28 protein-coding genes and 1 pseudogene are annotated in these 24,156 nt (G+C 67.7%); 11 read left to right on the top strand and 18 right to left on the bottom strand.

Annotated features, from left to right (window positions below):
- Nucleotides 1-7: 7 nt before the first annotated feature.
- A complete protein-coding gene (locus tag LF41_RS13185) occupies nucleotides 8-550 on the top strand; it encodes a DUF1415 domain-containing protein (RefSeq protein WP_036170499.1) in 543 nt (180 codons plus the stop codon).
- On the opposite strand, the gene LF41_RS13180 is transcribed toward LF41_RS13185, so the two are convergent.
- Genes LF41_RS13180 through LF41_RS13165 form a run of 4 tightly spaced genes read right to left on the bottom strand, consistent with a single transcriptional unit; the run spans nucleotide 512 to nucleotide 3,383 of the window.
- Nucleotides 512-1,234: a pseudouridine synthase gene (locus LF41_RS13180; RefSeq protein ID WP_036170497.1), complete on the bottom strand. Its 723-nt coding sequence runs from the start codon at nucleotides 1,232-1,234 to the stop codon at nucleotides 512-514. The two genes, LF41_RS13185 and LF41_RS13180, sit on opposite strands and share 39 nt — an antisense overlap.
- The gene (locus LF41_RS13175) at nucleotides 1,231-2,271 is read right to left on the bottom strand and encodes a class I SAM-dependent methyltransferase (RefSeq protein ID WP_036170495.1); all 1,041 of its coding nucleotides are present in this window, start codon (nucleotides 2,269-2,271) and stop codon (nucleotides 1,231-1,233) included. Before LF41_RS13175 ends, LF41_RS13180 begins: the two co-directional genes overlap by 4 nt.
- 9 nt (nucleotides 2,272-2,280) lie before the next feature.
- Entirely contained in the window at nucleotides 2,281-2,751 is a 471-nt protein-coding gene (locus LF41_RS13170; RefSeq protein ID WP_036170494.1) for a hypothetical protein, read from the bottom strand.
- The gene (locus LF41_RS13165; protein WP_084073637.1) at nucleotides 2,748-3,383 is read right to left on the bottom strand and encodes an RNA polymerase sigma factor; all 636 of its coding nucleotides are present in this window, start codon (nucleotides 3,381-3,383) and stop codon (nucleotides 2,748-2,750) included. Before LF41_RS13165 ends, LF41_RS13170 begins: the two co-directional genes overlap by 4 nt.
- A gap of 149 nt (nucleotides 3,384-3,532) precedes the next feature.
- Here LF41_RS13165 and LF41_RS13160 point away from each other — a divergent pair, with 149 nt between their 5' ends.
- Nucleotides 3,533-3,868, top strand: a complete 336-nt coding sequence (locus LF41_RS13160) for a DUF6249 domain-containing protein (protein WP_036170897.1) — start codon at nucleotides 3,533-3,535, stop codon at nucleotides 3,866-3,868.
- A gap of 91 nt (nucleotides 3,869-3,959) precedes the next feature.
- Nucleotides 3,960-4,220 carry a hypothetical protein gene (locus LF41_RS13155; RefSeq protein WP_036170492.1) on the top strand — a complete coding sequence of 87 codons (261 nt, stop codon included), beginning with the start codon at nucleotides 3,960-3,962 and terminating at the stop codon, nucleotides 4,218-4,220.
- Nucleotides 4,221-4,244: 24 nt separating this feature from the next.
- Here LF41_RS13155 and LF41_RS13150 read toward each other — a convergent pair whose 3' ends face one another.
- Nucleotides 4,245-5,564 (bottom strand): PQQ-dependent sugar dehydrogenase, encoded by a 1,320-nt coding sequence (locus tag LF41_RS13150; RefSeq protein ID WP_052116431.1) that lies wholly within the window; start codon nucleotides 5,562-5,564, stop codon nucleotides 4,245-4,247.
- Between the two features lie 129 nt (nucleotides 5,565-5,693).
- Between LF41_RS13150 and LF41_RS13145 the strand changes: the two genes are divergently transcribed.
- The gene (locus LF41_RS13145; RefSeq protein WP_036170490.1) at nucleotides 5,694-6,917 is read left to right on the top strand and encodes an RtcB family protein; all 1,224 of its coding nucleotides are present in this window, start codon (nucleotides 5,694-5,696) and stop codon (nucleotides 6,915-6,917) included.
- A gap of 3 nt (nucleotides 6,918-6,920) precedes the next feature.
- On the opposite strand, the gene LF41_RS16790 is transcribed toward LF41_RS13145, so the two are convergent.
- From LF41_RS16790 to LF41_RS13115, 7 genes are all read right to left on the bottom strand, one after another.
- Nucleotides 6,921-8,180 carry a TonB-dependent receptor gene (locus tag LF41_RS16790; protein WP_052116430.1) on the bottom strand — a complete coding sequence of 420 codons (1,260 nt, stop codon included), beginning with the start codon at nucleotides 8,178-8,180 and terminating at the stop codon, nucleotides 6,921-6,923.
- Between the two features lie 150 nt (nucleotides 8,181-8,330).
- Complete coding sequence (locus LF41_RS16785; RefSeq protein WP_052116429.1) at nucleotides 8,331-8,996, bottom strand: TonB-dependent receptor plug domain-containing protein; 666 nt, start codon at nucleotides 8,994-8,996, stop codon at nucleotides 8,331-8,333.
- Between the two features lie 38 nt (nucleotides 8,997-9,034).
- Nucleotides 9,035-10,240 (bottom strand): EAL domain-containing protein, encoded by a 1,206-nt coding sequence (locus tag LF41_RS13135; protein WP_036170488.1) that lies wholly within the window; start codon nucleotides 10,238-10,240, stop codon nucleotides 9,035-9,037.
- Nucleotides 10,241-10,326: 86 nt separating this feature from the next.
- The gene (locus LF41_RS13130; RefSeq protein ID WP_036170486.1) at nucleotides 10,327-10,629 is read right to left on the bottom strand and encodes a carboxypeptidase-like regulatory domain-containing protein; all 303 of its coding nucleotides are present in this window, start codon (nucleotides 10,627-10,629) and stop codon (nucleotides 10,327-10,329) included.
- Nucleotides 10,630-10,722: 93 nt separating this feature from the next.
- Entirely contained in the window at nucleotides 10,723-11,013 is a 291-nt protein-coding gene (locus LF41_RS13125; RefSeq protein ID WP_036170484.1) for a carboxypeptidase-like regulatory domain-containing protein, read from the bottom strand.
- A gap of 75 nt (nucleotides 11,014-11,088) precedes the next feature.
- A complete protein-coding gene (locus LF41_RS13120; RefSeq protein ID WP_036170482.1) occupies nucleotides 11,089-11,901 on the bottom strand; it encodes an NRDE family protein in 813 nt (270 codons plus the stop codon).
- Entirely contained in the window at nucleotides 11,901-13,790 is a 1,890-nt protein-coding gene (locus LF41_RS13115; protein WP_084073634.1) for an ABCB family ABC transporter ATP-binding protein/permease, read from the bottom strand. The genes LF41_RS13120 and LF41_RS13115 overlap by 1 nt, the downstream gene beginning before the upstream one ends.
- 75 nt (nucleotides 13,791-13,865) lie before the next feature.
- Here LF41_RS13115 and LF41_RS13110 point away from each other — a divergent pair, with 75 nt between their 5' ends.
- The 5 genes and pseudogenes from LF41_RS13110 (at nucleotide 13,866) to LF41_RS17145 (ending at nucleotide 16,590) form a co-directional block, all read left to right on the top strand.
- A complete protein-coding gene (locus tag LF41_RS13110; protein ID WP_036170480.1) occupies nucleotides 13,866-14,150 on the top strand; it encodes a DUF4031 domain-containing protein in 285 nt (94 codons plus the stop codon).
- Between the two features lie 36 nt (nucleotides 14,151-14,186).
- Nucleotides 14,187-14,450, top strand: a complete 264-nt coding sequence (locus tag LF41_RS13105; protein WP_036170478.1) for a DUF3297 family protein — start codon at nucleotides 14,187-14,189, stop codon at nucleotides 14,448-14,450.
- 87 nt (nucleotides 14,451-14,537) lie between these two features.
- Nucleotides 14,538-15,650, top strand: a pseudogene (locus LF41_RS13100) (PilT/PilU family type 4a pilus ATPase); the annotation flags it as partial.
- A 207-nt stretch (nucleotides 15,651-15,857) separates the two neighbouring features.
- Complete coding sequence (locus LF41_RS13095) at nucleotides 15,858-16,232, top strand: YciI family protein (RefSeq protein WP_036170469.1); 375 nt, start codon at nucleotides 15,858-15,860, stop codon at nucleotides 16,230-16,232.
- 10 nt (nucleotides 16,233-16,242) lie between these two features.
- Complete coding sequence (locus LF41_RS17145; RefSeq protein ID WP_052116428.1) at nucleotides 16,243-16,590, top strand: hypothetical protein; 348 nt, start codon at nucleotides 16,243-16,245, stop codon at nucleotides 16,588-16,590.
- Here the strand turns inward: LF41_RS17145 and LF41_RS13085 are convergent.
- The 4 genes from LF41_RS13085 to LF41_RS13070 all read right to left on the bottom strand — a co-directional run bounded on the left by LF41_RS13085 (nucleotide 16,580) and on the right by LF41_RS13070 (nucleotide 20,184).
- Nucleotides 16,580-17,341 (bottom strand): ABC transporter permease, encoded by a 762-nt coding sequence (locus tag LF41_RS13085; protein WP_036170468.1) that lies wholly within the window; start codon nucleotides 17,339-17,341, stop codon nucleotides 16,580-16,582. The two genes, LF41_RS17145 and LF41_RS13085, sit on opposite strands and share 11 nt — an antisense overlap.
- Nucleotides 17,338-18,273 carry an ABC transporter ATP-binding protein gene (locus tag LF41_RS13080; protein ID WP_036170885.1) on the bottom strand — a complete coding sequence of 312 codons (936 nt, stop codon included), beginning with the start codon at nucleotides 18,271-18,273 and terminating at the stop codon, nucleotides 17,338-17,340. The genes LF41_RS13085 and LF41_RS13080 overlap by 4 nt, the downstream gene beginning before the upstream one ends.
- A gap of 300 nt (nucleotides 18,274-18,573) precedes the next feature.
- Nucleotides 18,574-19,653 (bottom strand): sensor domain-containing diguanylate cyclase, encoded by a 1,080-nt coding sequence (locus LF41_RS16275; protein WP_161786966.1) that lies wholly within the window; start codon nucleotides 19,651-19,653, stop codon nucleotides 18,574-18,576.
- Between the two features lie 87 nt (nucleotides 19,654-19,740).
- Nucleotides 19,741-20,184, bottom strand: coding sequence for a PepSY domain-containing protein (locus tag LF41_RS13070; RefSeq protein WP_036170467.1), 444 nt, complete (start codon nucleotides 20,182-20,184; stop codon nucleotides 19,741-19,743).
- A gap of 123 nt (nucleotides 20,185-20,307) precedes the next feature.
- On the opposite strand from LF41_RS13070, the gene LF41_RS13065 reads away from it, so the two are divergent.
- Nucleotides 20,308-21,006 carry a glycosyltransferase gene (locus tag LF41_RS13065; protein ID WP_036170466.1) on the top strand — a complete coding sequence of 233 codons (699 nt, stop codon included), beginning with the start codon at nucleotides 20,308-20,310 and terminating at the stop codon, nucleotides 21,004-21,006.
- A gap of 4 nt (nucleotides 21,007-21,010) precedes the next feature.
- Here LF41_RS13065 and LF41_RS13060 read toward each other — a convergent pair whose 3' ends face one another.
- A complete protein-coding gene (locus LF41_RS13060) occupies nucleotides 21,011-21,478 on the bottom strand; it encodes an EF-hand domain-containing protein (protein WP_036170465.1) in 468 nt (155 codons plus the stop codon).
- A 135-nt stretch (nucleotides 21,479-21,613) separates the two neighbouring features.
- Between LF41_RS13060 and LF41_RS13055 the strand changes: the two genes are divergently transcribed.
- Nucleotides 21,614-22,147, top strand: a complete 534-nt coding sequence (locus LF41_RS13055; protein WP_036170464.1) for a DUF3016 domain-containing protein — start codon at nucleotides 21,614-21,616, stop codon at nucleotides 22,145-22,147.
- Between the two features lie 4 nt (nucleotides 22,148-22,151).
- Here the strand turns inward: LF41_RS13055 and LF41_RS13050 are convergent, their stop codons facing one another.
- Entirely contained in the window at nucleotides 22,152-24,071 is a 1,920-nt protein-coding gene (locus LF41_RS13050) for a PAS domain-containing hybrid sensor histidine kinase/response regulator (RefSeq protein ID WP_052116426.1), read from the bottom strand.
- Nucleotides 24,072-24,156 lie beyond the last annotated feature (85 nt).

Here is a 24,156-nt window from a genome sequence, read left to right as displayed (position 1 = left end):
TTGCGCGATGGACTCGAACGAAGACCCCATCGCCGTCTCCCAACGCTGGCTCGAACGCGCCGTCATCGGCCTCAACCTGTGCCCGTTCGCCAAGGCGGTGCACACGAAAGGCCAGGTGCGCTGGGTGCTGAGCGATGCCTCCGCGCCGGAGGCGCTGTTGGCCGAGCTGGGCGAGGAACTCGCAATGCTGCGTGATACCGACGCGGCGGAAATCGACACCACGCTCATCGTCCATCCGCAGGTGCTGCAGGATTTCATCGACTACAACGACTTCCTCGGCGATGCCGACGCGCTCGTCGAAGCGTTGGACCTCGACGGCGTGTTGCAGGTGGCGAGCTTCCACCCCGACTACCAGTTCGCCGACAGCCATCCCGACGATGTCGAGAATTACACCAACCGCTCGCCGTATCCGACCTTGCACCTGCTGCGCGAGGACAGCGTGTCGCGCGCGGTGGAGGCCTTCCCGGATCCGGACGTGATCGTGGAGCGCAACGTGGAAACGCTGCGCAAGTTAGGACGCGATGGTTGGATCGCCCTGCTGAAGGAGTAACGGCAGCTCGCTCGCGTCGACGATGCGCCACGCGCCCGATTCGAGATCGCCCAGCGTCAGGCCGCCCACCGCGCTGCGATGCAGTGCATCGACGTGGTTGCCGGCCGCCGCGAACATCCGCCGCACCTGGTGGTAGCGGCCTTCGGTCAGGACCAGGCTCGCGTGGCGTGCATCCTGCACTTCGAGCGTCGCCGGCTTGAGCGGCGTGTCTTCCGATTCGAGCATCAGCGTGCCGCTGGCGAACAACGCCGCCTCGTCGCCACGCAGATCCTGCGCGAGCGTGGCCTCGTAACGCTTCGGCAGGTGCGTCTTCGGCGACACGATGCGATGCAGCAGCGCGCCGTCGTCGGTCATCAGCAACAGGCCGCTGGTATCGCGATCCAGCCGGCCGACGGTCGACAACAACGGAGCGCGCAGGCGGAACCGCGACGGCAGCAAGTCGTAGACGATGCGGCCTTTGTCTTTCGTCGAACACGTGTACCCGACCGGCTTGTTGAGCATCAACAGCAGGCCGGCAGGCGGATCGAGCGGTTCGCTGTCGACGCGGATCGCTTCGTGCGCCACTTGGTCGTCGGCGTACAGCACCTCGCCGTCGGCGTCGGTGATGCGCCCTTCGCGGAACATCCACTGCACTTCCTTGCGGCTGCCGTAGCCCAGGTTGGCGATGTGTTTGACCAGCTTCATGCGCGCACCGCCTCGACGACCTTGAACCCGCTCGCATCGGCGAGCATGCGCACCTGCGCGAAGTGGCCACCGAGCACGGCTTCGTACGGCAGATGGCGGTTGGCGACCATCACCAACCGGCCGCGCGCGCGCAACGCTTGCGCTGCGACTTCGATGAAGCGGCGGCCGAGATCCGGGCGGTCGGCGCGCGATTGGGCATGGAACGGCGGATTCATGACGATGAAGTCGTAGTGTGCCGACACGCCTTGGGTGACGTCGTGCCAATGGAAACCGACGTTGGCCTGCGCGGCGAGGTTCCGCCGCGCCAGTTCCAGCGCGCGTCGCTCGGCGTCGTAGAGGTCGATCGAACGCACGCCCTTGCAGCGCGCGAGCACGTCCATGGCGAGCACGCCGATGCCGGCGCCGAGATCGGCGCCCTCGCCCGCCAGGTCCGTCGGCAGGTGCCGGAGCAGCAAGGCGGAGGCGACATCGATGCGATCCCACGCGAACACGCCGGGCCGGCTGTGCAGCGTCCCATCAGCGACCAGGCGCGGCGCATCGAGCGCACGCCACTGCTCCAGCAAAGCCGAGTCGAGCACGCGCGCGCCGGTCCAGAACACGCGGCAATGTTGCTTGGACAACACGTTGACCGGCCCGGTCAGGCGCGCGAGCTCCGCCTGCCCGGTCTTCGCGCCTTCGTCGTTGTGCATGCAGGCGACGACGGTGCCATTCGCGCCGGCCTGCGCCACCGCGCGCGCGAACAACGCGCGCGCTTCGTCGCGTTGCCGCGGCGGCAGCACGAGCACCAGTGGAAACGTGCCGTCGACGTCTTCGCCGTGCACGTCGATGCCCGAGCGCTGCAACGCATCGAACGCAGGCTTGTAACTCTGTTCCGCGATCAGCCCGGGGAGCGGGCGCGCATGCAGCGGCCAGCCTTCGCGCGCGCGCAGGAACAACGCGCCGCCTTCGCGCGGCCATTGCAGCGCGCCGGTGGCGAAGGGATGGAACAGGATGTCGAGCGCGGCGTCGGCGTCGCGCGGACCAGGGGAAGTCGGCATGCCGCCAGTTTACGCGGCGCGCGCCGGCTGCTCCTTGCGGCGCCGCAGTTGGTCGGTCAGCCACGTGGTGCCGACACAGGCGGCGAGCGCGAGCGCCCAGTTCACCGCGCCGGCCGAATCCAGCCGCAGGAACGACGCGATCGGCGCGATCCACGTCGGGCCCCACATCGCCACGACCACCGCGCTGCCGAGGCCGAGGACCGCGAGCGTGGCGCGCAGCAACGTCCGTTCCAGCATGCCGGCGCGCGCGGATTGCACGAGCGCCGGTTCCGGCGCGCAGGCGTTGGCTTCCGCCAGGCGCGCGACGCTCGCCGCGAAATCGGCGGGCAACTGATCCGCCACGGGGGCGCGCAACGCATCGGCGACCTTGCGGTAGCGCATCGCGAGCGGATCGGTCGACGGGAGCCCTGCGCGGGCATCGCGCATCGCACGTTCCTGCGCGGTCCATTCCTGCGAATCGATGTGGTCGTTGGTGTTCATGCGGCGACTCCCATGCGGCCTTCCAGCACCTGGCGAAGGCGCTGGCGGCTGCGGAACAGGTGACTCTTGATGGTGCCTTCGGCGAGGCCAGTCATTTCGGCGATTTCGCCGATCGGCAGCTCTTCCAGGTGATACAGCGTGAGCAGCGTGCGCTGCAACGGCGGCAGTGTCTCGATGGCCTCGTGCAGGCAGCGTGCGGATTCGTCGTCGACCAGGGCGCCTTCCAGGTCGAAGGCATCGCCGACGTTCTCCAACAGTGCCTGGTGTTCGTGCGGGTCGGCAGCATCCTGCAAGGGGATGCGCTTGCGTTCCAGGTGGCGCTTGGCCACCGAGTAGGCGACCTGCCCGATCCAGCCCTGCAGCGAACTGTCGCCGCGGTACTGGTGGAGATAGCGATGCACGCGCAGGAACGTGTCCTGGCACAGCTCGCGGGTGTCGTCGGGCTGGCGGACCATGCGCTGGATCACGTGGAAGCACAGGCCCTGGTATTGCCGGACCAGGCGCTCGAACGCGCCCGGGCGCTGGGCGAGCACGTCCGCCACCAATGCGCGGTCGGCCTCTCGGTCGGGCGCATCGGTGGGTGGGGGCGCGTCGGCGGGCGCGGGGTGTTCCAGGGGCAGGCCTCCATCCATGCCGGTTCCAGATACGCCCGACAGGCCATCGGTTGCAACCCGGCATGGGCGACGAACGGTCGCCGCCGCTGCAACCGGTCCCGCGCCGCCGGTATCTCCTGCTCCGTCACCCCAACAACGCACCTGCCCAGACCACCCCGGAGCACCCCATGAACTTCGAAATCCTCATCCCGATCACCCTGTTCGTGAGCATCGCCTACGTCATCAAGGTCATCGTGGATGCCCGCACCCGCCGCGCGCTGATCGGCACCAACGGTTCGGAAGAACTCGTCCGTTCCATCATGGTCGGCGAGGAATTGCGCCAGAAGCACAGCTCGCTGCGCTGGGGCGTCACGTTGCTGGCCGTCGGTGCCGGCTTCGCCCTCATCGAAGCCTACGGTTGGGACCACGTCACGCCGGGCGTGATCGCGGTGCTCGCACTGGCCACCGGCGCCGGCAACCTGGCGTACTACTTCCTCACGCGTCGGATGAGCCCGGCCACCTGAGCGGGATTAGCGCCGGCCTAACGCCGGTTTGATGGAATGTCCACGGCCGCTGGCCCAGCATGGGGTTCACACACCTCTGCGGGGCCAGCGCATGCGAGCACTCTTCGTCGGTGGCACGGTCGACAACGCCGAACTCGACATGGACGGCAACACGCCGCCGAAGCATTACCCCGAAAACACCGGCGCGGGCCAATCGCGCTACAACCTGCACCACGTGGGACAGCGCAACGGCGGCGAGATCGCCTACGCGGTGTACGCGGCGCCGGACCTCGCATCGTCGGAAGTGCAGCGCATCGCGTCGGAACGCGACTACGCCCGGCGGTTCGAGGCCAAGCCGCAAGAGATCGCCTGATTTCCTGGAGACATGTGCGTGGCGCTACGGCGCCACGCGCCACACGGTGTTCCCGACATCGTCGGCCACCAGCAACGCCCCGTCCTTCGCCATCGCCACGCCCACCGGGCGGCCGCGCGCATTGCCTTGCGCATCGAGGAATCCGGTCAGCACGTCCTGTTGTTCGCCGGCGGGTTTGCCGTTGGCGAAGGGCACGAAGATCACCTTGTAGCCGCTGAACGGATCGCGGTTCCAGGATCCGTGCAGACCGACGAAGGCACCGGTGCGCCACGCAGCCGGCATCCTGTTCCCGGAAGAGAACGTCAGCCCCAGCGAAGCGACGTGCGGGCCGAGCGCATAGTCCGGCGCAATCGCCTTCGCGACCATGTCCGGGCGTTCGGGTTTGACGCGCGTGTCGACGTGCGCGCCGTAGTAGCTCCACGGCCAACCGTAGAACGCGCCTTCCTTCACCGAGGTCAGGTAATCGGGCACCAGGTCGTTGCCGAGCTCGTCGCGCTCGTTGGCCACCGCGTACAACACCTTCGTCGTCGGTTCCCACGCGATCCCGACCGGATTGCGCAAGCCGCTGGCGAACACGCGCGAGGCACCGGTCTTCGCGTCGATCTCCAGGATCGCCGCGCGATTGGCTTCGACTTCGATGCCGTTCTCGGCCACGTTGCTGTTCGAACCGACACCGACGTAGAACTTCGATCCATCGGGTGATGCAAGCAGGCTCTTCGTCCAGTGGTGGTTGCGCGGTGCGCCGGGCAGCGCGGCGAGCTGTTGCGGCGCGGCGGAAATCCGCGTCTCGCCTTTCTTGTACGGCACCCACACCAGCGCATCGGCGTTGGCGACGTACAGTCTGTCGCCGACCAGCGCCATGCCGAAGGGCGAGAACAGGTTCGACAACAACGTCGACTTTGTTTCGGCTACGCCATCGCCGTCGGTGTCGCGCAACAGCGAGATGCGGTTGGGGCTGGGCACCGCGGCGCCGGCTTTTTCGAAGGCCGATTTCATCAGCGCGCCGCGGATCGGATTGGCGGGTTCGTCGGGCGTCGGCGGGCGGTTGGTCTCGGCCACGAGCACATCGCCGTTCGGCAGCACGTACAACCAGCGCGGATGCACCAACCCCGTTGCGAACGCCCGCACGTTCATCCCGTTCGCGGCCGTCGGCATTTCGCCGGCTTTCCAACCGGTCGCGGGCGCGATCTTCACCGTCGGCAACAGGGCCTTGTCGGGCGCGGTCAGCGCGGGTGCGGGGCCGCTGGTGTCTTCCGGCGCGATGTTGGATTTCTGCGCGCAGGACGTGGCGATCGCGGCGCTGACGCAGGCGGCGAGCAATGAGAAAGCGAGTCGAACGCGCATGGGGTGCCTCCGTGGCGAATGCGGCGCACGCCATCGCGCCTGCGGGCGAAAGCCTGCGATGCGCGGCGTGATCGCAACGCAACGACGCGCTTGCACGCATGCGCCGGGCGCGCTAAACAGGAACGGATCATGAACACTGAAAGCTCGACGTTCGAACTTCTCCACGCTGAAGGGGAGACACCCATCAAGGGTTGGGTGCGCGGCGTGCCGCTGGAATCGCAGGCGCACGCGCAACTGCGCAACATCGCCGCGCTCCCGTTCGTGGGTCCGTGGGTCGCCGTCATGCCCGACGTGCACCTGGGCAAGGGGGCGACGGTGGGCTCGGTCGTGCCCACGCGCGGCGCGATCATCCCGGCGGCGGTCGGCGTCGATATCGGCTGCGGCATGGCCGCGGTGCGCACGACGCTGCGCGCGAACGACCTGCCCGATTCGCTCGCAGGTCTGCGCGATGCCATCGAGCGCGCCGTGCCGGTCGGCAACGGCCCGCACGGCGAACATCGCCACGTGCCCGACGGCATCGCGACGCGGCTCGCGGACGCCGGGCTCGAACAGCGCCTGTCCGGCATCCGTTCGAAGCATCCGAAGATCCGCCCGGACAAGGTCGATCGCCAGGCAGGCACGCTCGGCGGCGGCAACCACTTCATCGAGCTGTGCCTCGACGAAGACGACCGCGTGTGGGTGATGCTGCATTCGGGCTCGCGCGGGACTGGCAATCTCATCGGCACGTATTTCATCGAGCGCGCGCGTCGCGAGCTCGAAAAGCGCGTGCTCGGCTTCCACGTGCCCGACAAGGACCTCGCGTTCTTCCTCGAAGGCGAGCAACTGTTCGACGACTACGTCGAAGCGGTGTCGTGGGCGCAGGATTACGCGCGCACCAACCGCGAGGCGATGCTCGCCCGCGTGCTGCACGCCCTCCGCCAGAAGCTGCCGAAGTTCCAGCTGGAAAAGGAAGCGGTGAACTGCCACCACAACTACGTCGACCGCGAAGACCACCACGGCGAGTCGCTGCTGGTCACGCGCAAGGGTGCGGTGAGCGCGCGCGCCGGGGAGCTCGGCATCATCCCGGGCAGCATGGGCACGCGCAGCTACATCGTGCGCGGGCTGGGCAATGCGGACAGCTTCCACAGTTGCAGCCATGGCGCCGGCCGCGTGATGAGCCGCACGCAGGCGCGCAACAGCATCACGCTCAAGCAGCATCGCGAGGCGACGGCGCATGTCGAATGCCGCAAGGACGCCGGCGTGATCGACGAATCGCCGGCCGCGTACAAGCCGATCGAAGCGGTCATGGCCGCGCAGCAGGACCTGGTCGAGATCGTGCACACGCTGCGCCAGGTCGTGTGCGTCAAGGGGTGAGCGTCAGCGCCAGTGGAACTCGATGCCGACGGTCGCGCCGCGGCCCGGTGCCGGTTCGTAATAGCGGCGGTTGGCTTCATTCACGATCACCGATCCTGCGTAAATGCGGTCGCCGAGATTGTCGAGCGCGAGGAACACGCGCCCGCTGTCGAATCCGTAGCCGGCGCTGGCGTTGAAGACCGCGTAGGAAGGCGCCGCTTCGTCGCCGAAGTTGTTGACCGGCACGGCATCGACGTACACGCCTTCCACGCGCGCATGCCAACCGCTTGCGAGATCGCCCCACCGCACCGCGGCTTGCGCCTGCGTGCGCGGGATGCCCGGGATGTGCGTGCCGGCGGCGACGGGCACCGTCGGCACGGTACACGGCGCGGCGGTGCATGCGAGGAATCCGTCGACGAACTTGGCATCGAGCCACGTCACTGCGAATTCCGCGGTCCACGCGTCGGCGAACGCCAGCGCGCCGGAGAGTTCGATCCCCGTGCGCTGCGCACGGCCGGCGTTCTGGTACGTCGTGCGCCCGCCCGCGCTCGTTCCCACGGTGAGCTCGTCGTCCGTGCGCGCCTGGAAGAGTGCGAGTTCCGTGCGCAGGCGACCGCTCGAGACTTTCATGCCCGCCTCCGCACTACGCGTCTCCGCGGCGTCCAGCGTGAAGTTCAGGCCGCTGCCGCCGTCGCTGCGGTACTGCAATTCGTTGAAGGTCGGGGTCTCGAAGCCCTCGCCGTACGCGGCGTAGAACTGCACGGCGGCGTTCGCGCGCCAGCGCACGCCGAGGACCGGCGAGGTCGCCGTATACGTCACGCGACCGCTGTCGTCGGGGTTGCCGGGCCGGATGTAGTGGTCCTCGGAGCGGAAGCGGACGCGGCTGTGGCGCACGCCCGCCGTGAGTTGCCACGCATCGTTCGGCGTCCACGTGGCTTGCGCGAAAGGGTCGAGCGCATCGACGCGATCGGCCTGGTCTGCGCGCAGGGCGCCGCGCACGCCGAGGGTCGTCCCGACGAAGTTTTCGTAGCCGCGTCGATCCTGCCGCATCGCGTCGTACGACACGCCAGCCGTCCACGACCATGCATCGCCCATCGTGCCGGTCCAGCGCGCATCGACGCCCGAGTATGGCGAGCTGAGGTCCACGACACCGCCATTGCTCAACGGATTGCGCTGCGTGGCGACCGGAATCGCAAGGAATTGTTCGACCTCGCGCTTGCCTGCGTACAGCGTCGCGCGGAACGGCCCGTGTTCGACCACCGCGCCCAGCTGCCGCTGCGACACCGACTTGCGCGTATCGAAGGTAATCGCCTGCGGCGCGGCCTGCGTCGGATCGGCTTCGAATTGCGCGCGATCCAGGCCGAGCGGATCCTGCGTGTTCGGCGAATCGAGCGTGTCGACGACAAGCGTGGCGCTCGTCGCCCCAGAGTCGTATCAAAACTTCCCGTGCAACAGATTGCGTTCCGCCGCCGAGTGTTCGCGAAAGCCATCGGTGCGGAAGTGTTGCGCGCCCAGCAATCCCCCCATGCGATCCCGCCCGCCCTGGACCGCCAGCGACAAACGCCGCGATGCATCGGGCCCGACGTTGGCGCCCGCATCGATCGACCACGGCGCCATCGGATCGTCGGTGAACACCTGGATCACGCCGCCGGCTGCATTGCCGTACAGCACGGAGAACGGCCCACGCAGCACCTCGATGCGGTCGGCGAAGGCGAGCGGCAGATGCGAGACCTGCCCCTGCCCGTCCGGCATCGTCGCCGGCACGCCGTCGACCACGAGCCGCACGCCGCGAATGCCGAAGCTCGCGCGCGTGCCGAATCCGCGGACCGAGATCTGCTCGTCCTGCGCGTAGTTGCGGCGGTCGCGCGCGAGCACGCCGGGCACGGTCGTCAGTCGTTCGGACAGTGACGCGCCGAGCGCATCGGTGCGTCCGTCGTCGCGGTCGATCACGCTCACCGACGCCGGCACGTCGCGTGCGGCGGCGGGCGCGTGCGTGGCGGTGACCTGCACGCGATCGAGTTCGACGGGAGCCGGCGCGCTTTGCGCCCAGGCGAGCGCGGGGGCGAGACCCGCGATGGCGAGGAAGGATTTCACGGGCATGCCGCGATGGTCGGCATGCCCGCGTGACGCCCGGGTGGTCAGGCCGGTTCGGGCGTTTTCGGCGCGATGCCGCGCGCCGCTTCGCCGGACAACACCTGCGCCGTGGGCGCCGCCTGCCCGATCAGGTAGCCCTGCGCGTAACGCACGCCCATCATGCGCAAGCGTTCGAGTTGCTCGTGCGTCTCGACGCCTTCCATCACCACGCTCGCGCCGATGGCGTGCGCCATCGCGATGATCGCCTCGACGATCTTCATCGCGCGCTCCGAATCGAACATGTGCCGCGCGAAGGCCTGGTCGACCTTGACGAACTCGAAGTCGAGTTTGTGCAGGTGCGTGAGGTTGGAGTAGCCGGTGCCGAAATCGTCGAGCGCGAACGGAATGCCGTGCGCGCGGCAATGTTGCATCACGGCCGCGACCGGCGCGTAGTCGAGCATGCGACTTTCGGTGACTTCGAGCTTCAGCGTGCCGGGCGGCAGTTGCGCGCGTTCGACGCGTTGCACGATCTGGCGCGCCATGCCGGGCTCGACGAGTTGGCGCGCGGAGAGGTTCACCGCGATGCTCGGCAACGGCGACACGCCCGCGTCGCGCAATGCGACGAGCACTTCGATCACGCGGTCGAGCACGTACTCGCCGACGGGCACGATCAACGAAGTCTCTTCTGCGAGCTTGATGAATTCGGCCGGCGACACCGGGCCGCGATCGGGCAACTGCCAACGGACCAATGCTTCATACCCGCGCACGAGGCCTTCGGGAATGTCGAAGATCGGCTGGTAGCGCACCTCGAGCGTCTTCGTATCGAGCGCATCGCGCAGGCGCGCTTCCAGGCGGATCTTGTCGAGGCCCGCGCGCTCCTCGTTGGATTCGGTGGCCAGATCTTCGGCGGGCAACTGCACGTCCTGCGGCATCGCCGCCAGGATGCTGCGCGTGCGGCGCAGCAGGCTCAGGACCAGCGTGCGCACGATCGGGTCGCCGCCGTCGAGGCGTTCGAGGAACTGGTCGTGGTCGATCGCCAGCAGCGTCGTGTCACCGCGTGCGGTGGCGGTGGCGCTTCGCGGCTGGCCGTCGAGCATTCCGAGTTCGCCGATCAATTCGCCGGGGCCCAGCGTGCCGTGCTGCGTGTTGCGGCGGCCATGTTCGGAGTGGAGTTCGATCGCGCCCTTCTCGATCAGCCAGGCGCAGTCGGATGGGTCGCCCTGGCGATACAGGACTTCGCCCGCGAACAGTTCGCGGATCACGGTGCTCATGCCTCTTCCCCCTGTGGAAGACATGATGGATGTCCGTGGGGAAACGGCGTTCGCGCCGCGAACCGGCCGTTTCCCGCAACGACCGTTTACTTCACGTAGGTGTTGGTGCCCAGCGCGACGCGCGCTTTCTTTGGCGGATCGACCGTGCCGTCGGCGTGCGTGATGGTGATCGTGTAGACACCGACGGGAATGCGCTCGAACCGGTACTTGCCGTCTTCGGCGAGCGTCTGGTCCTGCTTGACGCCGGTGTCGGCGTTCTCGATGTGCACGACGTCGCCCGCCTTCGCGCGGCCCCACAGGCCGCCGCCGGAGTACTGCGCGTAGGCGCACGAAATGGAAAGGCACAACGCCGCGATGGCGGCGAGTACGCGATGCGGGAGCCTGATCATGACACGTCTCCGAACCGTTCGGTGGAGCAAGTGTATGCCCGAAAAAAGCGAAGGGCGCCCCCGTGGGAGCGCCCTTCGCGACGAACGGAGGCCTTACTTGACGCGCGCGGTGGAGCCGGCGCGGACCGCGGCACCCTTGGCCTTTTCGGCCGTGCCGTCGGCGTGCTTGACGACGACCGTGTACTCGCCCAGCGGGACCTGGCGGATCATCCACTTGCCGCTTTCCTGCACCGCGACTTCGCGGTGCCAGCCGGTGCCGTTGCCGGTCACTTCGACGGTGTCGCCGGGCTGGGCGTTGCCCATCAGGTTGCCGGAAGCCTGCTGCGCGTGGGCGGACAAGGCGAGGAGGGAGAACGCCGCGACGGCGAAAAAGGAACGCTTCATGATGTTCGTGCTCGAAAAGTGGGGTTTGCGAGCGCGAATTCTAAGGAGACGTTCCCGCCGCGAATGTGCCGGAGGTCATCGCAATGTTGCACCGTTCACACACGGTGTTGCAGCGAACGGCAGTTGCGCGAAGGTGGCGCCCTGTGGTTGCGCGTCGGGGCCGAAACGGCGCTCGGCAAATGTGATGCCGCCATCGTCGATCAGCACCACGGTGCTGCAGCGCGTGCCGTAACGCGCGCCGCGCACGAACGGCGGCGAGAGCACGCGTTCCATGTCCAGGCCCACGCCGGTGTCGGGCAATCGCGCATCGGGCGCGGGCGCGGTGTCGGCGAGCGCGTCGAACAACGGCGAGAGCGAGGCCGCGTCCACCTCCGGGGGCGCGTGCGCGAGCCACTGTTCCAGCGCGCGCGTCGCGCGTCCGCTCTTCGGCCATGGCGCGTCGAACGCGCCGTTCGACATCGCGTGGATGCCATCGCCGACCGCGTGCGTTTCGAAACGCGGATGGTTGGTGGCGAAGTGGAGCGCATCGCCGTCCCAGCACAGCAGGTTGAAGCGGCCGTAGTCGCCGGCGGTATCCGAAAGGGAGGCGGTGTATTCATTCGCCGCGATCGCGCCCGTGGCGAATCCGCGCACGAGCGCGCCGCGCGAGCGCGGCGCCGACTCCGGATTCAGTCCCGCGCGCACGTTGGTCACCGCCGTGAAGCGGCGTTGCGCCGATGCGAGCAGCCAGCTGCCGCCCGCTTCGAGGTCGCGACCGCCGAAGACCTGCGGGAATTCCGGATCAGGCCCGGCAGGCGCCGCGGGACGCCCATGGAACTCGTCGCGATTGGCGATCACCGCGAGCGTCCATCGCGGATGCGCGCGAAAGCCGACGGCGATCAGGCACATCAGCCGGCCGCCTCGAGTTCGCGCTGCCGCTCCTGCTGCTGCAGCTTCCACATCTGCGCGTAGTGGCCCTGCATCGCGATCAGCGCGCCGTGCGTGCCGCGCTCGATGATGCGGCCGGCATCCATCACGAGGATTTCGTCGGCGCCCATCACCGTCGAGAGGCGATGCGCGATGGTCAGCGTCGTGCGCCCCAATGCGATGCGATCGAGTTCGCCCTGGATGGCCTGTTCCGAGCGCGAATCGAGCGCCGAGGTCGCTTCGTCGAAGATCAGGATGGCCGGGTTCTTCAGCAGCGCGCGTGCGATGGCGACGCGCTGCTTCTCGCCGCCCGAGAGCTTGAGGCCGCGCTCGCCGACTTCGGTTTCGTACCCATCGGGCAGGCCCACGATGAGGTCGTGGATGTGCGCGGCACGCGCGGCATGTTCCACTTCCTCGCGCGTGGCGCCGGGCCGGCCGTATTCGATGTTGTAGTAGATCGTGTCGTTGAACAGCACCGTGTCCTGCGGGACGATGGCGATGGTCGCGCGCACCGATTGCTGCGTGTAATCGCGCACGTCGTGTGCCGCGCCGTGCGCGTCGGTGATCGTGATGCGGCCGTCGTCCACGTCGTAGAATCGATACAGCAATCGCGCGAGCGTGGACTTGCCCGAGCCCGAATGGCCGACGACGGCCACCGTCGCGCCCGGCCGGATCGTGAAATCGACGTCGCGCAGGATCTGCCGGCGCACGTCGTAGGCGAAGCGAACGCGTTCGAACCGCACTTCCGGCTGCGTGGCGTGCAAGGCCACGGAGCCCGGGCGGTCCTGCACGTCCTGGCGTTCGTCCAGCAGGCCGAACAGGCGTTCGAGGTTCGTCATCGCCTGCTTCACTTCGCGATACATCATGCCCAGCATGTTGAGCGGCGCGGACAGTTGCAGCAGGTAGGCGTTGACGAGCACCAGGTCGCCGACCGTCATGTGCCCGGCAACCACGCCCGCCGCCGCGCGCCACATCATCGCCGACACGCCCAGCGCCACGATCGCCGTCTGCCCGAGGTTGAGCACGGCGAGCGTCTTGCGGCTCATCACCGACGCGTTCTCCAGGTGCTGGAGATTCTCGTCGTAGCGGCGTGCCTCGTGTTCCTCGTTGCCGAAGTACTTGACGGTCTCGTAATTGAGCAGCGAATCGACCGCGCGCTCGTTGGCCTTCGTGTCGGCTTCCACGGCCGCGCGGTAGTACCGCGTGCGCCATTCGGTGATCGACACGGTGAACAGCACGTAGGCCACGAGCGTGATGCCTGTGATGACGACGAAGCCCCAGTCGTAGGCGTATGCGAGGACCGCGGCCACCATGATGATCTCGAGCGCGGTCGGGATGATCGTGTAGATCGTCCAGTCGAGCAGGTCGGAGATCGCCGTCCCGCCGCGTTCGACATCGCGCGCCACGCCGCCGGTGCGCCGGGCGAGGTGGAAGCGCAGCGACAGCGCATGCAGGTGGCGGAACACCTGCAAGGTCACGCGGCGCGACACGCGCGCCATCACGCGCGCGAAGACGACCTGCCGCAATTCGGTGAACAGCGTGACCGACACGCGCGATGCGCCGTACGCCAGCAACAGCGCCACCGGCAGCACCAGCAAGGTCGGCGCGACGTTCAGCGCATCGACGATCTTCTTCAGCACCACCGGCACGACGAGGTTGGCGAGCTTGCCGCATACCACCAGCAACAGCGCGAAAGCGATGCGCCCGGAGAACGGCTTGAGGAACGGCACCAGCGAGCGCAGCACCTGCCAGTCGGCGCGCGCACCGGTCGGCCGCGCGAGGGGCGCGCTGCCGGCCAGGGCGTCGGGGGTGGCGGCGATGTCGTCGGACACCTGCAGCTGGGGTTGCGCTTGCTCGTCGGGGGTCTGCATGGGCCTTCACATGGTGGCGCGATGGACAGGATGCAACGCCAGCGGCGATCCTGCGCCCATGGCCGGTGCTTTCACATGAGCGTGTACGTGGACGACGCGGTGACGCTCTGGCGCGGCCGGCGCTGGGCGCACCTGATGGCAGACACGCTGGACGAACTCCATGCGATGGCCGCGGCGATCGGCATGCCGCGGCGCGCGTTCCAGGACAAGACCAGCGGCGCCCACTATGACGTCGACGCCGACCTGCGCGAAGCCGCGCTGCGCCTGGGCGCCATCCCGATTTCCCGACACGCCGACCGCGCCCTCGTCCGCCGGGTCATCGCCCGCGCCCGCGCACAGGGCCGCCGCGAGGCACCGTAGAATGCGCGCTCCACCGATCCACGCACCGAGCGCCCAATGACCGACACGCCTCCCGACCGCCTCTCCAACGATCCGAGCAGCAAGTTCTACGACGAACAGGCGCTCGAGCGCGGCATCGGCATCAAGTTCAACGGCACCGAGCGCACGAACGTCGAGGAATACTGCATCAGCGAAGGCTGGGTGCGCGTGCCGGTGGGCAAGTCGCTCGATCGCCGCGGCATGCCGATGACGATGAAGGTGAAGGGCACGGTCGAAGCGTGGTTCCGCATGCCGTCGGAAGAAACCGGCAGCGACGCGTAACTGAACACGCACAGGTGACCGCCCGCAACCGGGTGACCGTGACGGTCATCCGGGATCGAAAGGGGCTCGTGTCCGTAAAATTCGCGGATGCTCAATGAATCGCAAGCCCGCGAGTACATGCACAAGTTGCTCGCGGCGATGGCCAAGGCTGGCGGCTCGGACTTGTTCATCTCGCACGACTTCCCGCCCAGCATGAAGGCGCACGGCGCAATGACGCCGCTGACGCAGCAGAAGCTCACGGGTGATGTCACCGCCGTGCTCGCCAACGCGCTGATGAACGACAAGCAGCGGGCGGAGTTCGCGCAGGAGATGGAATGCAACTTCGCGATCGCCGTCCCCGGCGTGTCGCGGTTCCGCGTGAACGTGTTCGTGCAGCAGGGCCATGTCGGCCTGGTGTGCCGCACGATCGCCGCGGAGATCCCCAACTTCGAAAAGCTCCGCCTGCCCGAGGTCCTCAAGGACGTCGTGATGGAAAAACGCGGGCTGGTGCTGGTGGTCGGCGGCACGGGTTCGGGGAAGTCGACGTCGCTCGCGGCGATGATCGACCACCGCAACCGCACGCAGGCCGGCCACATCATCACCGTCGAGGATCCGGTCGAGTACGCGCACGCCTCGCAGAAGTCGCTGGTCACGCACCGCGAAGTCGGCGTCGATACGCATTCGTGGCACCACGCGCTGAAGAACACGCTGCGCCAGGCACCGGACGTCATCCTCGTCGGCGAAATCCGCGACGCCGAAACGATGGAACACGCCATCGCCTTCGCCGAAACCGGGCACCTGTGCCTGTCCACGCTGCACGCCAACAGCGCGTCGCAGACGATGGAACGCATCATCAACTTCTTCCCGGAAGAACGCCGCACGCAACTCTTGATGGACCTGTCGGCCAACCTGCGCGCGATCGTCTCGCAGCGCCTGGTGCGCACCGAGGACGGCAAGGGGCGCGTGGCCGCGATCGAGATCCTGCTCAACACGCCGACCATCGCCGAGAAGATCTTCAAGGGCGAGTTCAACGAGCTCAAGGGCATCATGAACAAGTCCCGCGAGCTCGGGATGCGCACGTTCGACTGGGCGCTGTTCGAGTTGTACAACGAAGGCCACATCGCCTACGAAGAAGCGATCCGCAACGCCGACTCGGCCAACGAGCTGCGCCTGAACATCAAGCTCAAGAGCCGTCGCGGGGAGCCGGCGATGGCGGCGGGTGGCTCGCTGGAGCTGCGGCACGAACCGAGCGCGCAGGACGTGGAGATCACGCGCCGCGAGGAGCTGCGCAAGCAGCAGGACAAGCGCGACCAGATCGAGCTCGAGCGCCTGCAGGCCCTCAAGCGCCAGTCTCAGGAAGCGCAGGCCGCGAACGGCTGAGCCCGATGCGCTAGCATTCCGCGCAGTCGCCCTGCGCGGAGTCGCCGCATGCAATACCTGCTGCTCGTCTACACCGACCCGGATCTGCTCGGCGCCCTGCCCGACGGACAGTTCGACACGATGATGAAGGGCTGCCTGGAAAAGGCCGACGACCTGCAGCGCGCGGGGACGTTGAAGTCCTTCGCGCAACTGGAAGACGCGCAAACCGCACGCTCGGTACGCATCCGCAATGGCAAGACGCGCGTGAGCGACGGCCCGTTCGCCGAGACAAAGGAACTGCTGGGCGGTTTCAACCTGATCGAAGCGGACAGCATCGAGGACGCGATCGCGATGGCCGCGGACCTCCCGTGGGCCGCGACAGGCTGCATCGAAGTGCGCCCGCTGCGCGACATCGGCCTGGTGCGCAAGCGCGTCGGCGCGTGATCGCAAGGCGATGCCGAACAACCACAAACTCCGCCGCTTCCGCAAAGCCGCCGCGCGCCGGCAGCAACACCGCTGCCACTACTGCGACGCACCGATGTGGACCCGCAACCCGTGGCAGTTCGCGCAACGCCACGGGTTGACGCTCGAAGACTGCGCGCATTTCCAGTGCACCGCGGAGCATGTCGTCGCGCGACGCGACGGCGGTGGTGAAGTGCGCAACATCGTCGCCGCCTGCCGGTACTGCAACATCGCGCGGCATCAGATGGAAGGGCCGTTTGCGGCCGACGACTATCGCGAGCGCGTACGCAACGACCCTGCATGGCGGACAACGACGCTCATGCGCACCGTCACGCCTTGATCTTGTAGCCCGTCTTGAAGATCCACCAAACGCCGACAAGGCACGCGACCAGGAATCCGACGATCGCGCCCGCGCTCAGCCACACGTTGACGTCCGCGATGCCGTAGAAGCTCCACCGCATTCCGCTCACCAGGTACACCACCGGATTGAACAGCGTCAGCGTGCGCCACGGCTCGGGGAGCATGTCGATCGAGTAGAACGCGCCGCCGAGGAATGTCAGCGGCGTGACGATCAGCAGCGGGATCACCTGCAGGCGCTGGAAGCTGTCGGCCCAGATGCCGATGATGAAACCGAACAGGCTGAAGGTGACCGCCGTCAGGAGCAGGAAGCACAGCATCCAGAACGGATGCGCGATCTCGTAGGGAACGAACGCGCGCGCCGTCACGAGGATCAGCAGGCCGAGCATCAGCGACTTGGTCGCCGCCGCGCCGACGTAGCCGACCACCGCTTCGAAGTACGACACCGGCGCCGACAACAACTCGAAGATCGTCCCCGACCACTTCGGCAGGTAGATGCCGAACGAGGCGTTGGAGATGCTCTCGTTGAGCAGCGACAGCATGATCAGGCCGGGAATGATGAAGGCCCCGTAGCTCACGCCGCCGAGGTCGCCCATGCGCGAGCCGATGGCCGCGCCGAAGACGATGAAGTACAGCGACGTCGACAGCACCGGCGAGAGGATGCTCTCGAGCATCGTGCGGAAGGTGCGCGCCATCTCGAATCGGTAGATCGCCTTGATCGCATGGGTGTTCATGCCGGCGCCCTCACCAGGGAGACGAAGATGTCCTCCAGCGAGCTCTCGCTGGAATGCAGGTCCTTGAAGTCGATCCCTTGCTCGTGCAACCGGCGCAGCAACGGCGCGATGCCGGTGTCCTCCGATTGCGTGTCGAACGTGTAGACCAGCGAATGTCCGCCTTCCGACAGCGTCAGCGGCAAATCCGCTAGCCCGGAGGGAATGTCGGCCAGCGGCGCTTGCAGCGAGATCGCGAGTTGCTTGCTCCCGAGCTGGCGCATCAAGGTCTTCTTGTCCTCGACGAGGATCAGCTCGCCCTTGCGGATGACGCCGATGCGGTCGGCCATCTCCTCCGCCTCTTCGATGTAATGCGTCGTCAGGATGATCGTCGTGCCGTTCTCGCGCAGGCGGCGCACCATCTGCCACATGTCGTGGCGCAACTCGACGTCGACGCCGGCGGTCGGTTCGTCGAGGAACAGGATCTGCGGCTCGTGCGCCAGGGCCTTGGCGATCAGCACGCGGCGCTTCATGCCGCCGGAGAGCGTCATGATCTTGTCGTTGCGCTTGTCCCACAGCGACAGATCGCGCAGAACTCGTTCCAGGTGCGCGGCATCCGGCGGCTTGCCGAACAGCCCGCGGCTGAAGCGCAGCGTCGACCACACCGTTTCGAACGTGTCGGTCGACAACTCCTGCGGCACCAGCCCGATCTTGCTGCGCGCGCCGCGATAGTCCGCGACGATGTCGTGCCCGTCGGCGACCACGGTGCCGGAACTGGCGTTGACGATGCCGCAGATGATGCTGATCAGCGTCGTCTTGCCCGCGCCGTTCGGGCCGAGCAGCGCGAAGATCTCGCCGCGATGGATGTCGAGGTCGACGTGCTTGAGCGCTTCGAAGCCCGAGGCGTAGGTCTTGCTGACGTTGCGGATGGAAACGACGGGTTCGCGAACAGCCATGCGCGACGCCTCGGTTCGATGGCGGGGGAGGAGACCATCGTAGCCGGGCGCCGCGACGCCTGCGTCGATCGACCGTTCGATCAACCCAGTTCGCCCAGACCGCGTGTCGCGACGCGGGGGCGCAGGAACAAGGCGCGGAACACGCGGGTGATGGAGACGACGATGCTGCGCTTACGACGACGCATGAGGCTTCACCAGGGGGCGTGGGGGACGCTCAGGCTACGGGCCGGATGCGACGGCGATAAGACGGCAATACGCGGAATCAGTGTCCCTGATGTGGGGCAATCGCCGGGGCAATGCTCATTCGACCTGCGCGGCGACCACGCGATTGCGGCCCTGCGCCTTGGCCGCATACAGCGCGCGGTCCGCCGCCGCGATGAGCCGGTCGGGTGAACGGCCCGACGTCGGCGTGACCGACGCCACGCCCACGCTCACGGTCACGTAGGGGGCGATGGCCGAGTTGTCGTGCCGCATCGCGGCCGCTTCGACGTCGCGCCGCAGCGCTTCGCCCAGCGCCACGGCCGCTTCCAGCGAGCGATCCGGCAGCAGCAGCACGAGCTCTTCGCCGCCGAAGCGCGCGACGAGATCGTCGGCGCCGTCGGCGAATCGTGCGCACAGGCGCGCGAGTTCGCGCAGGCATTCATCGCCGTAGAGATGCCCGTGGGCATCGTTCAAGGGTTTGAAGGCATCGGCATCGATGAGCACGATCGCCAGTTCGCGATGCTCCACCGATTGCCATTCCCACTCGGCCGCCAGGCGCTGGTCGAAGCAGCGGCGATTCGCGATGCCGGTGAGCCCGTCGATCATCGACAGCGCTTCGAGCTTGCGGTTGGCCGATTCGAGTTCGGCGACGACGCGCGCCAGGTGGATCGCGCCGGCGATCTGGTCGGCGATCGCGTCGAACACGTCGCGCGCCTCGGGATAGAAGAAGTCGGGCTGCGTGCTCTCGATGTTGAGCACGCCGTGCAGTCGCGCGCGATGGCGGATGGGCACGAGATATTCCGAGCGCACCTTCGTGTTGCCCGGCACGTAATCCGGATCGGTGTCGACGTCGGTGATCAGTTGCGCTTCGCCCGTCCGCGCGCAACGCCCTGCGGCGCCGACGCTCACGGGCCAGCCATGCGCCAACTCGGCCGGGTAAAGGTCGAGGTCGCCGGCCCAGACTTCCTGCACGAAATGGGCGCCTTCGTCGTCGAGCAGGATGATGCTCGCGATGGCCACCGGCAGGTTGCGCACCAGGCACTCGACGATGCGCCGCAGCACTTCCTCCAGGTCTTCACCCTGCAGCGCTTCGCGCGAGACTTCGGCGAGCAGCGCCGTCAAACGCGCATGCCAAACGGGCGCGACGGTCTCCCGTGCGCCCGCAGGCTGGTCAGCCAATTCGACGATGTCTCCCGGCCCGTGCATGTCGCCCCCGAGGCGCCCCGGGGTCCGAGTCTAGCGCGGTGCCGGGGGCAGCGCCGGATTTCAGTCCTTTTCCTTGCCGATGACCTGCCCGGTCTTCGGGTCGATCTTGACCTCGACGTCCTTGCCGTTCGGGTCGTCGGCCTCGGCGTTCCAGATGCCGTCTTCGAAATCGACGTCATGGACGTTGGTGTACCCGGCGGCCGCGAGCTGGGCCTTCACGGAGGCCTCGTTGAGGTTGGCGACCTGTTCGTCCGGATAGATCGCGCCGGACTTCGCGTCGATGCGGACGTCGACGCGGTTGCCGTCCGCGCTCTTCGCGTCGGCCTTCCACACGCCGTCCTCGAACTTCACGTCGTTGACGTTGGTGTAGCCGGCGGCTTCGAGCTTCGCGTGCACCTGCGCATCGGTCATCGCGGCCTGCACCGGTTGCGTGGCCGGCTGCTGCGCGAAAGCCACGCCGCTGGCCAGCGCCAGGGAAAGGAGGAACAGGGTCTTGCGCTTCATGGGCTTCTCCGTGTGTTCGGAACGGCCGCCAGTCTCTGCAGGTGCTCGCGAATCGCAGATGAAAGTCACCGCATGCGATCACGCGCCGTTGCGGGAGTTGCACATCGCGTGAAGAATGGAGGGATGTGGTCGTTCATCGTTCCCGCGCACGACGAGGCGCCGTTGATCGCCGCGACGCTGGCCGCGATCCATGCGTCGGCGCGCGAATGCGGCGTCGCGTACGAACTGATCGTCGTGGATGACGATTCGAGCGATGGCACCGCGGAAATCGCGCGTTCGAATGGTGCGCGGGTCGAGTCGGTCGCGTTCCGGCATATCGCCGCGACGCGCAACGCCGGCGCGGCGGTGGCGAACGGGATGCGCCTGTGCTTCGTCGATGCCGACACGCTGATCGATGCCCGCGCGCTCGCCGCGGCGGTCGCGGCGCTGGACGCGGGCGTGGTCGGCGGCGGGTGTGCGGTCGTCCTCGACGGCCGCGTGCCGTTCGGCATCCGCGCGTTCACGGCGGCGCTGATGCATGTGTTCCGGTGGATGCGGGTGACGCCGGGGTGCTTCGTGTTCTGCACGCGCGAAGCATTCGATGCGACGGGTGGTTTCGACACCAATTACTACGCGGGCGAAGACGTCGCCTTCAGCCGCGCGCTCGCCACCGTGGGCCGCGTGCGCATCCTGCGCGAAGCGGTGCGCACGTCCGACCGGAAGCTGCGCACCTTCGGCGTGCTCGACCACCTGCGCCTGATGTTGCGCTTCGCGTTGCGCGGGCGGCGCATCCTGCGCTCACGCGACCACCTGGCGCTCTGGTACGACAAGCGCCGGCACTGAGCGATCAACCGCCGCCGGATTTCAGTTCGCCGAGGTCGAGCGCGTCGTCGTTGCTGGTATCGAGGCGGTCGAATGCCTGTTCGGCGCCGCGCACGAGTTCTTCTTCGGTGAGTTCGCCATCGGTGTTGAGATCCGCCGAACGGATGCGATCGGCCGGCGACACCATCCCGTCTTGCTGCGGTGCGCTGGCGCTGGCGAGTTCGTCGGGGCTCACGCGATTGTTGCGGTCGGCATCGAGGTCGCGGAACGCCCGGCGCATCGCGTCTTCGTATTCGTCTTCGCTCAGGGCGCCATCGCCATTGCGGTCCATCGCGGCCATGCGCTGCTCGCCGTTCTGCGGCAGGCGCACCGAGGCGGGCACGGGATTGTTGGTGCGCGGCGTCGCGTCGGGCGCGGTGTTGGGCACCTGCGCGAAGGCGCACGGCGTGGCGCAGGCGAACAGGACGATGCCGAGCAGGGACGAGCGGTTCATGGGCGCTCCGGGCGAGGGGTGGGCAGGCGGCTGGAGGCTGCGGCGGCATGCATTAAGCGGCCGTCAAGACCGGATTGAACCGGCGGGTTCGCAGTCGCACACTCACGAATGCACCCCCCGCCCCCGAGCGCCGCCATGCGTCCCCGCCCCGTCCTGATCGCCCTCGTCCTCGCGCTGTCGGCCTGCGCCACCGACGGCCCGCGCACCGTGACCGATACCGCGCGCCCGCACGCCGTGGGCGAAGGCAGCGCCGTCTCCGTGAGCTGGGGCGACCCCGCGCAGTTCGCCGAGCTGCGCTACAGCCAGAACCGGCGCCTGGCCGCGCAGGGCGACTGGGTCGTGGAACTGGCCGACTACATGCAGGAGAGGCTGGCGAAGGCCGTGCCCGCGGGCGAACGCGTGGACGTCGAGATTCTCGACATCCAGCGCGCCGGGGAATACGAATGGCTGCGCAGCCAGACCGACGATGTGCGCGTGTTGCGTGACGTGTATCCACCGCGCATGACCCTGCAGTTCTCGCGCAAGGATGCGGACGGCAACGTCATCAGCGAAGGCGAGCGCAAGATTTCGGACCTGGCGTACCTGCAATCGCCGCCGCCGTTCTCGAGCAGCGATTCGCTGCGTTACGAGAAGCGGATGATCGACAGCTGGATTCGCAGGGAGTTCTAGTCGCTCATTCTTCGCCGGCGGCCAAGCGGTCGAGCGCCGCCGTCAGCCCGTCGATGCCGAGCGGTTTGGTCAGGTGCTCGCGGAAGCCCGCGGCGAGTGTTTTCTCGCGGTCCTGTTCCTGGCCGTAGCCCGTCAACGCGACCAGCGCGATCGCATCGCCGAACTCGGAGCGGATGGCTTTCGCCAGCGCGCGGCCGTCCATGTCGGGCAGGCCGATGTCGAGGAAGGCGAAATCCGGCCGCGATGCGCGCACCGCATCGAGCGCACTCGCCGCGTCGTAGGCGGTGCGTGCCCGGTAGCCGAGGCCATCGAGCAACGCGGCCATCGTATCGGCCGCGTCACGGTTGTCGTCGACGACCAGCACGCTGTGCGTGTGCGATTGCAACGTCGCGTGTTCGGCGTCCAGCGCCGCGGCCGGTGCTTCGACCAGCGGCACGCGCACCACGAATTCCGAGCCCTTGCCCACGCCCGCGCTGTACGCGGCAACATCGCCGCCATGCAATGCCACGATCTGCTGCACGAGACTCAGGCCCAGGCCGAGCCCGCCCTGCGAGTGCGCGAGATCCTGTTCGCCCTGCACGAACAGATTGAAGATGTCCTGCAGGCGCCACGGTGGAATACCGGGGCCGTTGTCGCTGACGGCGATCTCGGCGAACGCGCGGTTGCGCCGCAGCGCGACCTTGATCTGGCCGCCGGGCTCGGTGAACTTCACCGCGTTGCTCAACAGATTGCCGACGACCTGTTGCAAGCGCGCCGGATCGCCCGACACCCACGTCTGTCCACCCGGCCGTTCGAGGGTCACCGTGTGGCCGCGGCTGCGCGCCTCGGGTTCGCTCGCTTCGATCGCCGCTGCCAGCACGGCGCCGATTTCGACGGGTTTGCGTTCGAGATGGATCTTGCCCGCGGTGATTCTGCCCACGTCGAGCAGGTCGTCGACCAGGCGCGTCATCTGCCCGAGCTGGCGCGTGATCACGTCGCGGCACATGCGCAGGCGATCGGATTCGATGCGCTCCAGCTGCATGATCGACACCGCGTTGGAGATCGGTGCGAGCGGGTTGCGCAACTCGTGGCCCAGCATCGCCAGGAACGTGGTGACGCGACGGCCTTCGTCTTCCAGCGCAGACACGCGGCGGCGGTCGGTGAGATCGCGCGTGACCTTCGCGTAGCCGAGATGCTGGCCGGTCTCGTCGTGCAAGGGCGTGATCACCACGCTCGCCCAGAAGCGCGTGCCGTCCTTGCGCACACGCCAGCCTTCGTCTTCGCAGCGGCCGTCCTCGAGCGCGATCTCGAGTTCGCGTTCCGGCCAACCCGCGGCGACCACTTCGGGCGGATAGAAAATGGAGAAATGCTTGCCGATCACCTCGGAGGCCGTGTAGCCCTTGGTCCGCTGCGCGCCGGCGTTCCAGCTGGCGATGTGGCCGTCGGGATCGAGCATGAAGATCGCGTAGTCCACCACGCTCTCGACGAGCAGGCGCACGCGCTCTTCGCTGCGGCGCAGGAGTTCTTCGTGGCGGCGGCGCGCCGTGAGGTCGCGCGTGATCTTGGAGAAACCGAGCAGCTGGCCGTTGTCGTCCAGTACGCGCGTGATGATCACGTTCGCCCAGAACTGGGTGCCGTCCTTGCGCACGCGCCAGCCTTCGTCCTCGAAGCGGCCCGTTTCGCCGGCGACCCGCAGCTCGTGCTGCGGCCAGCCCGAGTCGACCTGCTCCTGGGGATAGAACGTCGAGAAGTGCCGTCCGATGATCTCGTCGGCCTTGTAGCCCTTGATGCGCTCGGCGCCCGCGTTCCACGTGCGCACGATGCCGTCTGCATCGAGCAGGAAGATCGCGTAGTCCGGCACCTCGGCGACGAGGCGCCGAAACAGCGCGCTGTCTTCTTCCCACGACGCCGCGGGCACGACGCCCTTCGCCGGTTTGTTGAACATATCCAATTGCGATGACCCCCCGTCCGGCCTCGGCCGGTGAACTGCATCGCGCGATTGGTGCAGGCGCGCGACGACCCATTGGACC

The organism is Lysobacter dokdonensis DS-58 (assembly GCF_000770795.1).
Taxonomy (GTDB): domain Bacteria; phylum Pseudomonadota; class Gammaproteobacteria; order Xanthomonadales; family Xanthomonadaceae; genus Noviluteimonas; species Noviluteimonas dokdonensis.
This window is presented reverse-complemented; position numbering and strand designations above follow the sequence as displayed.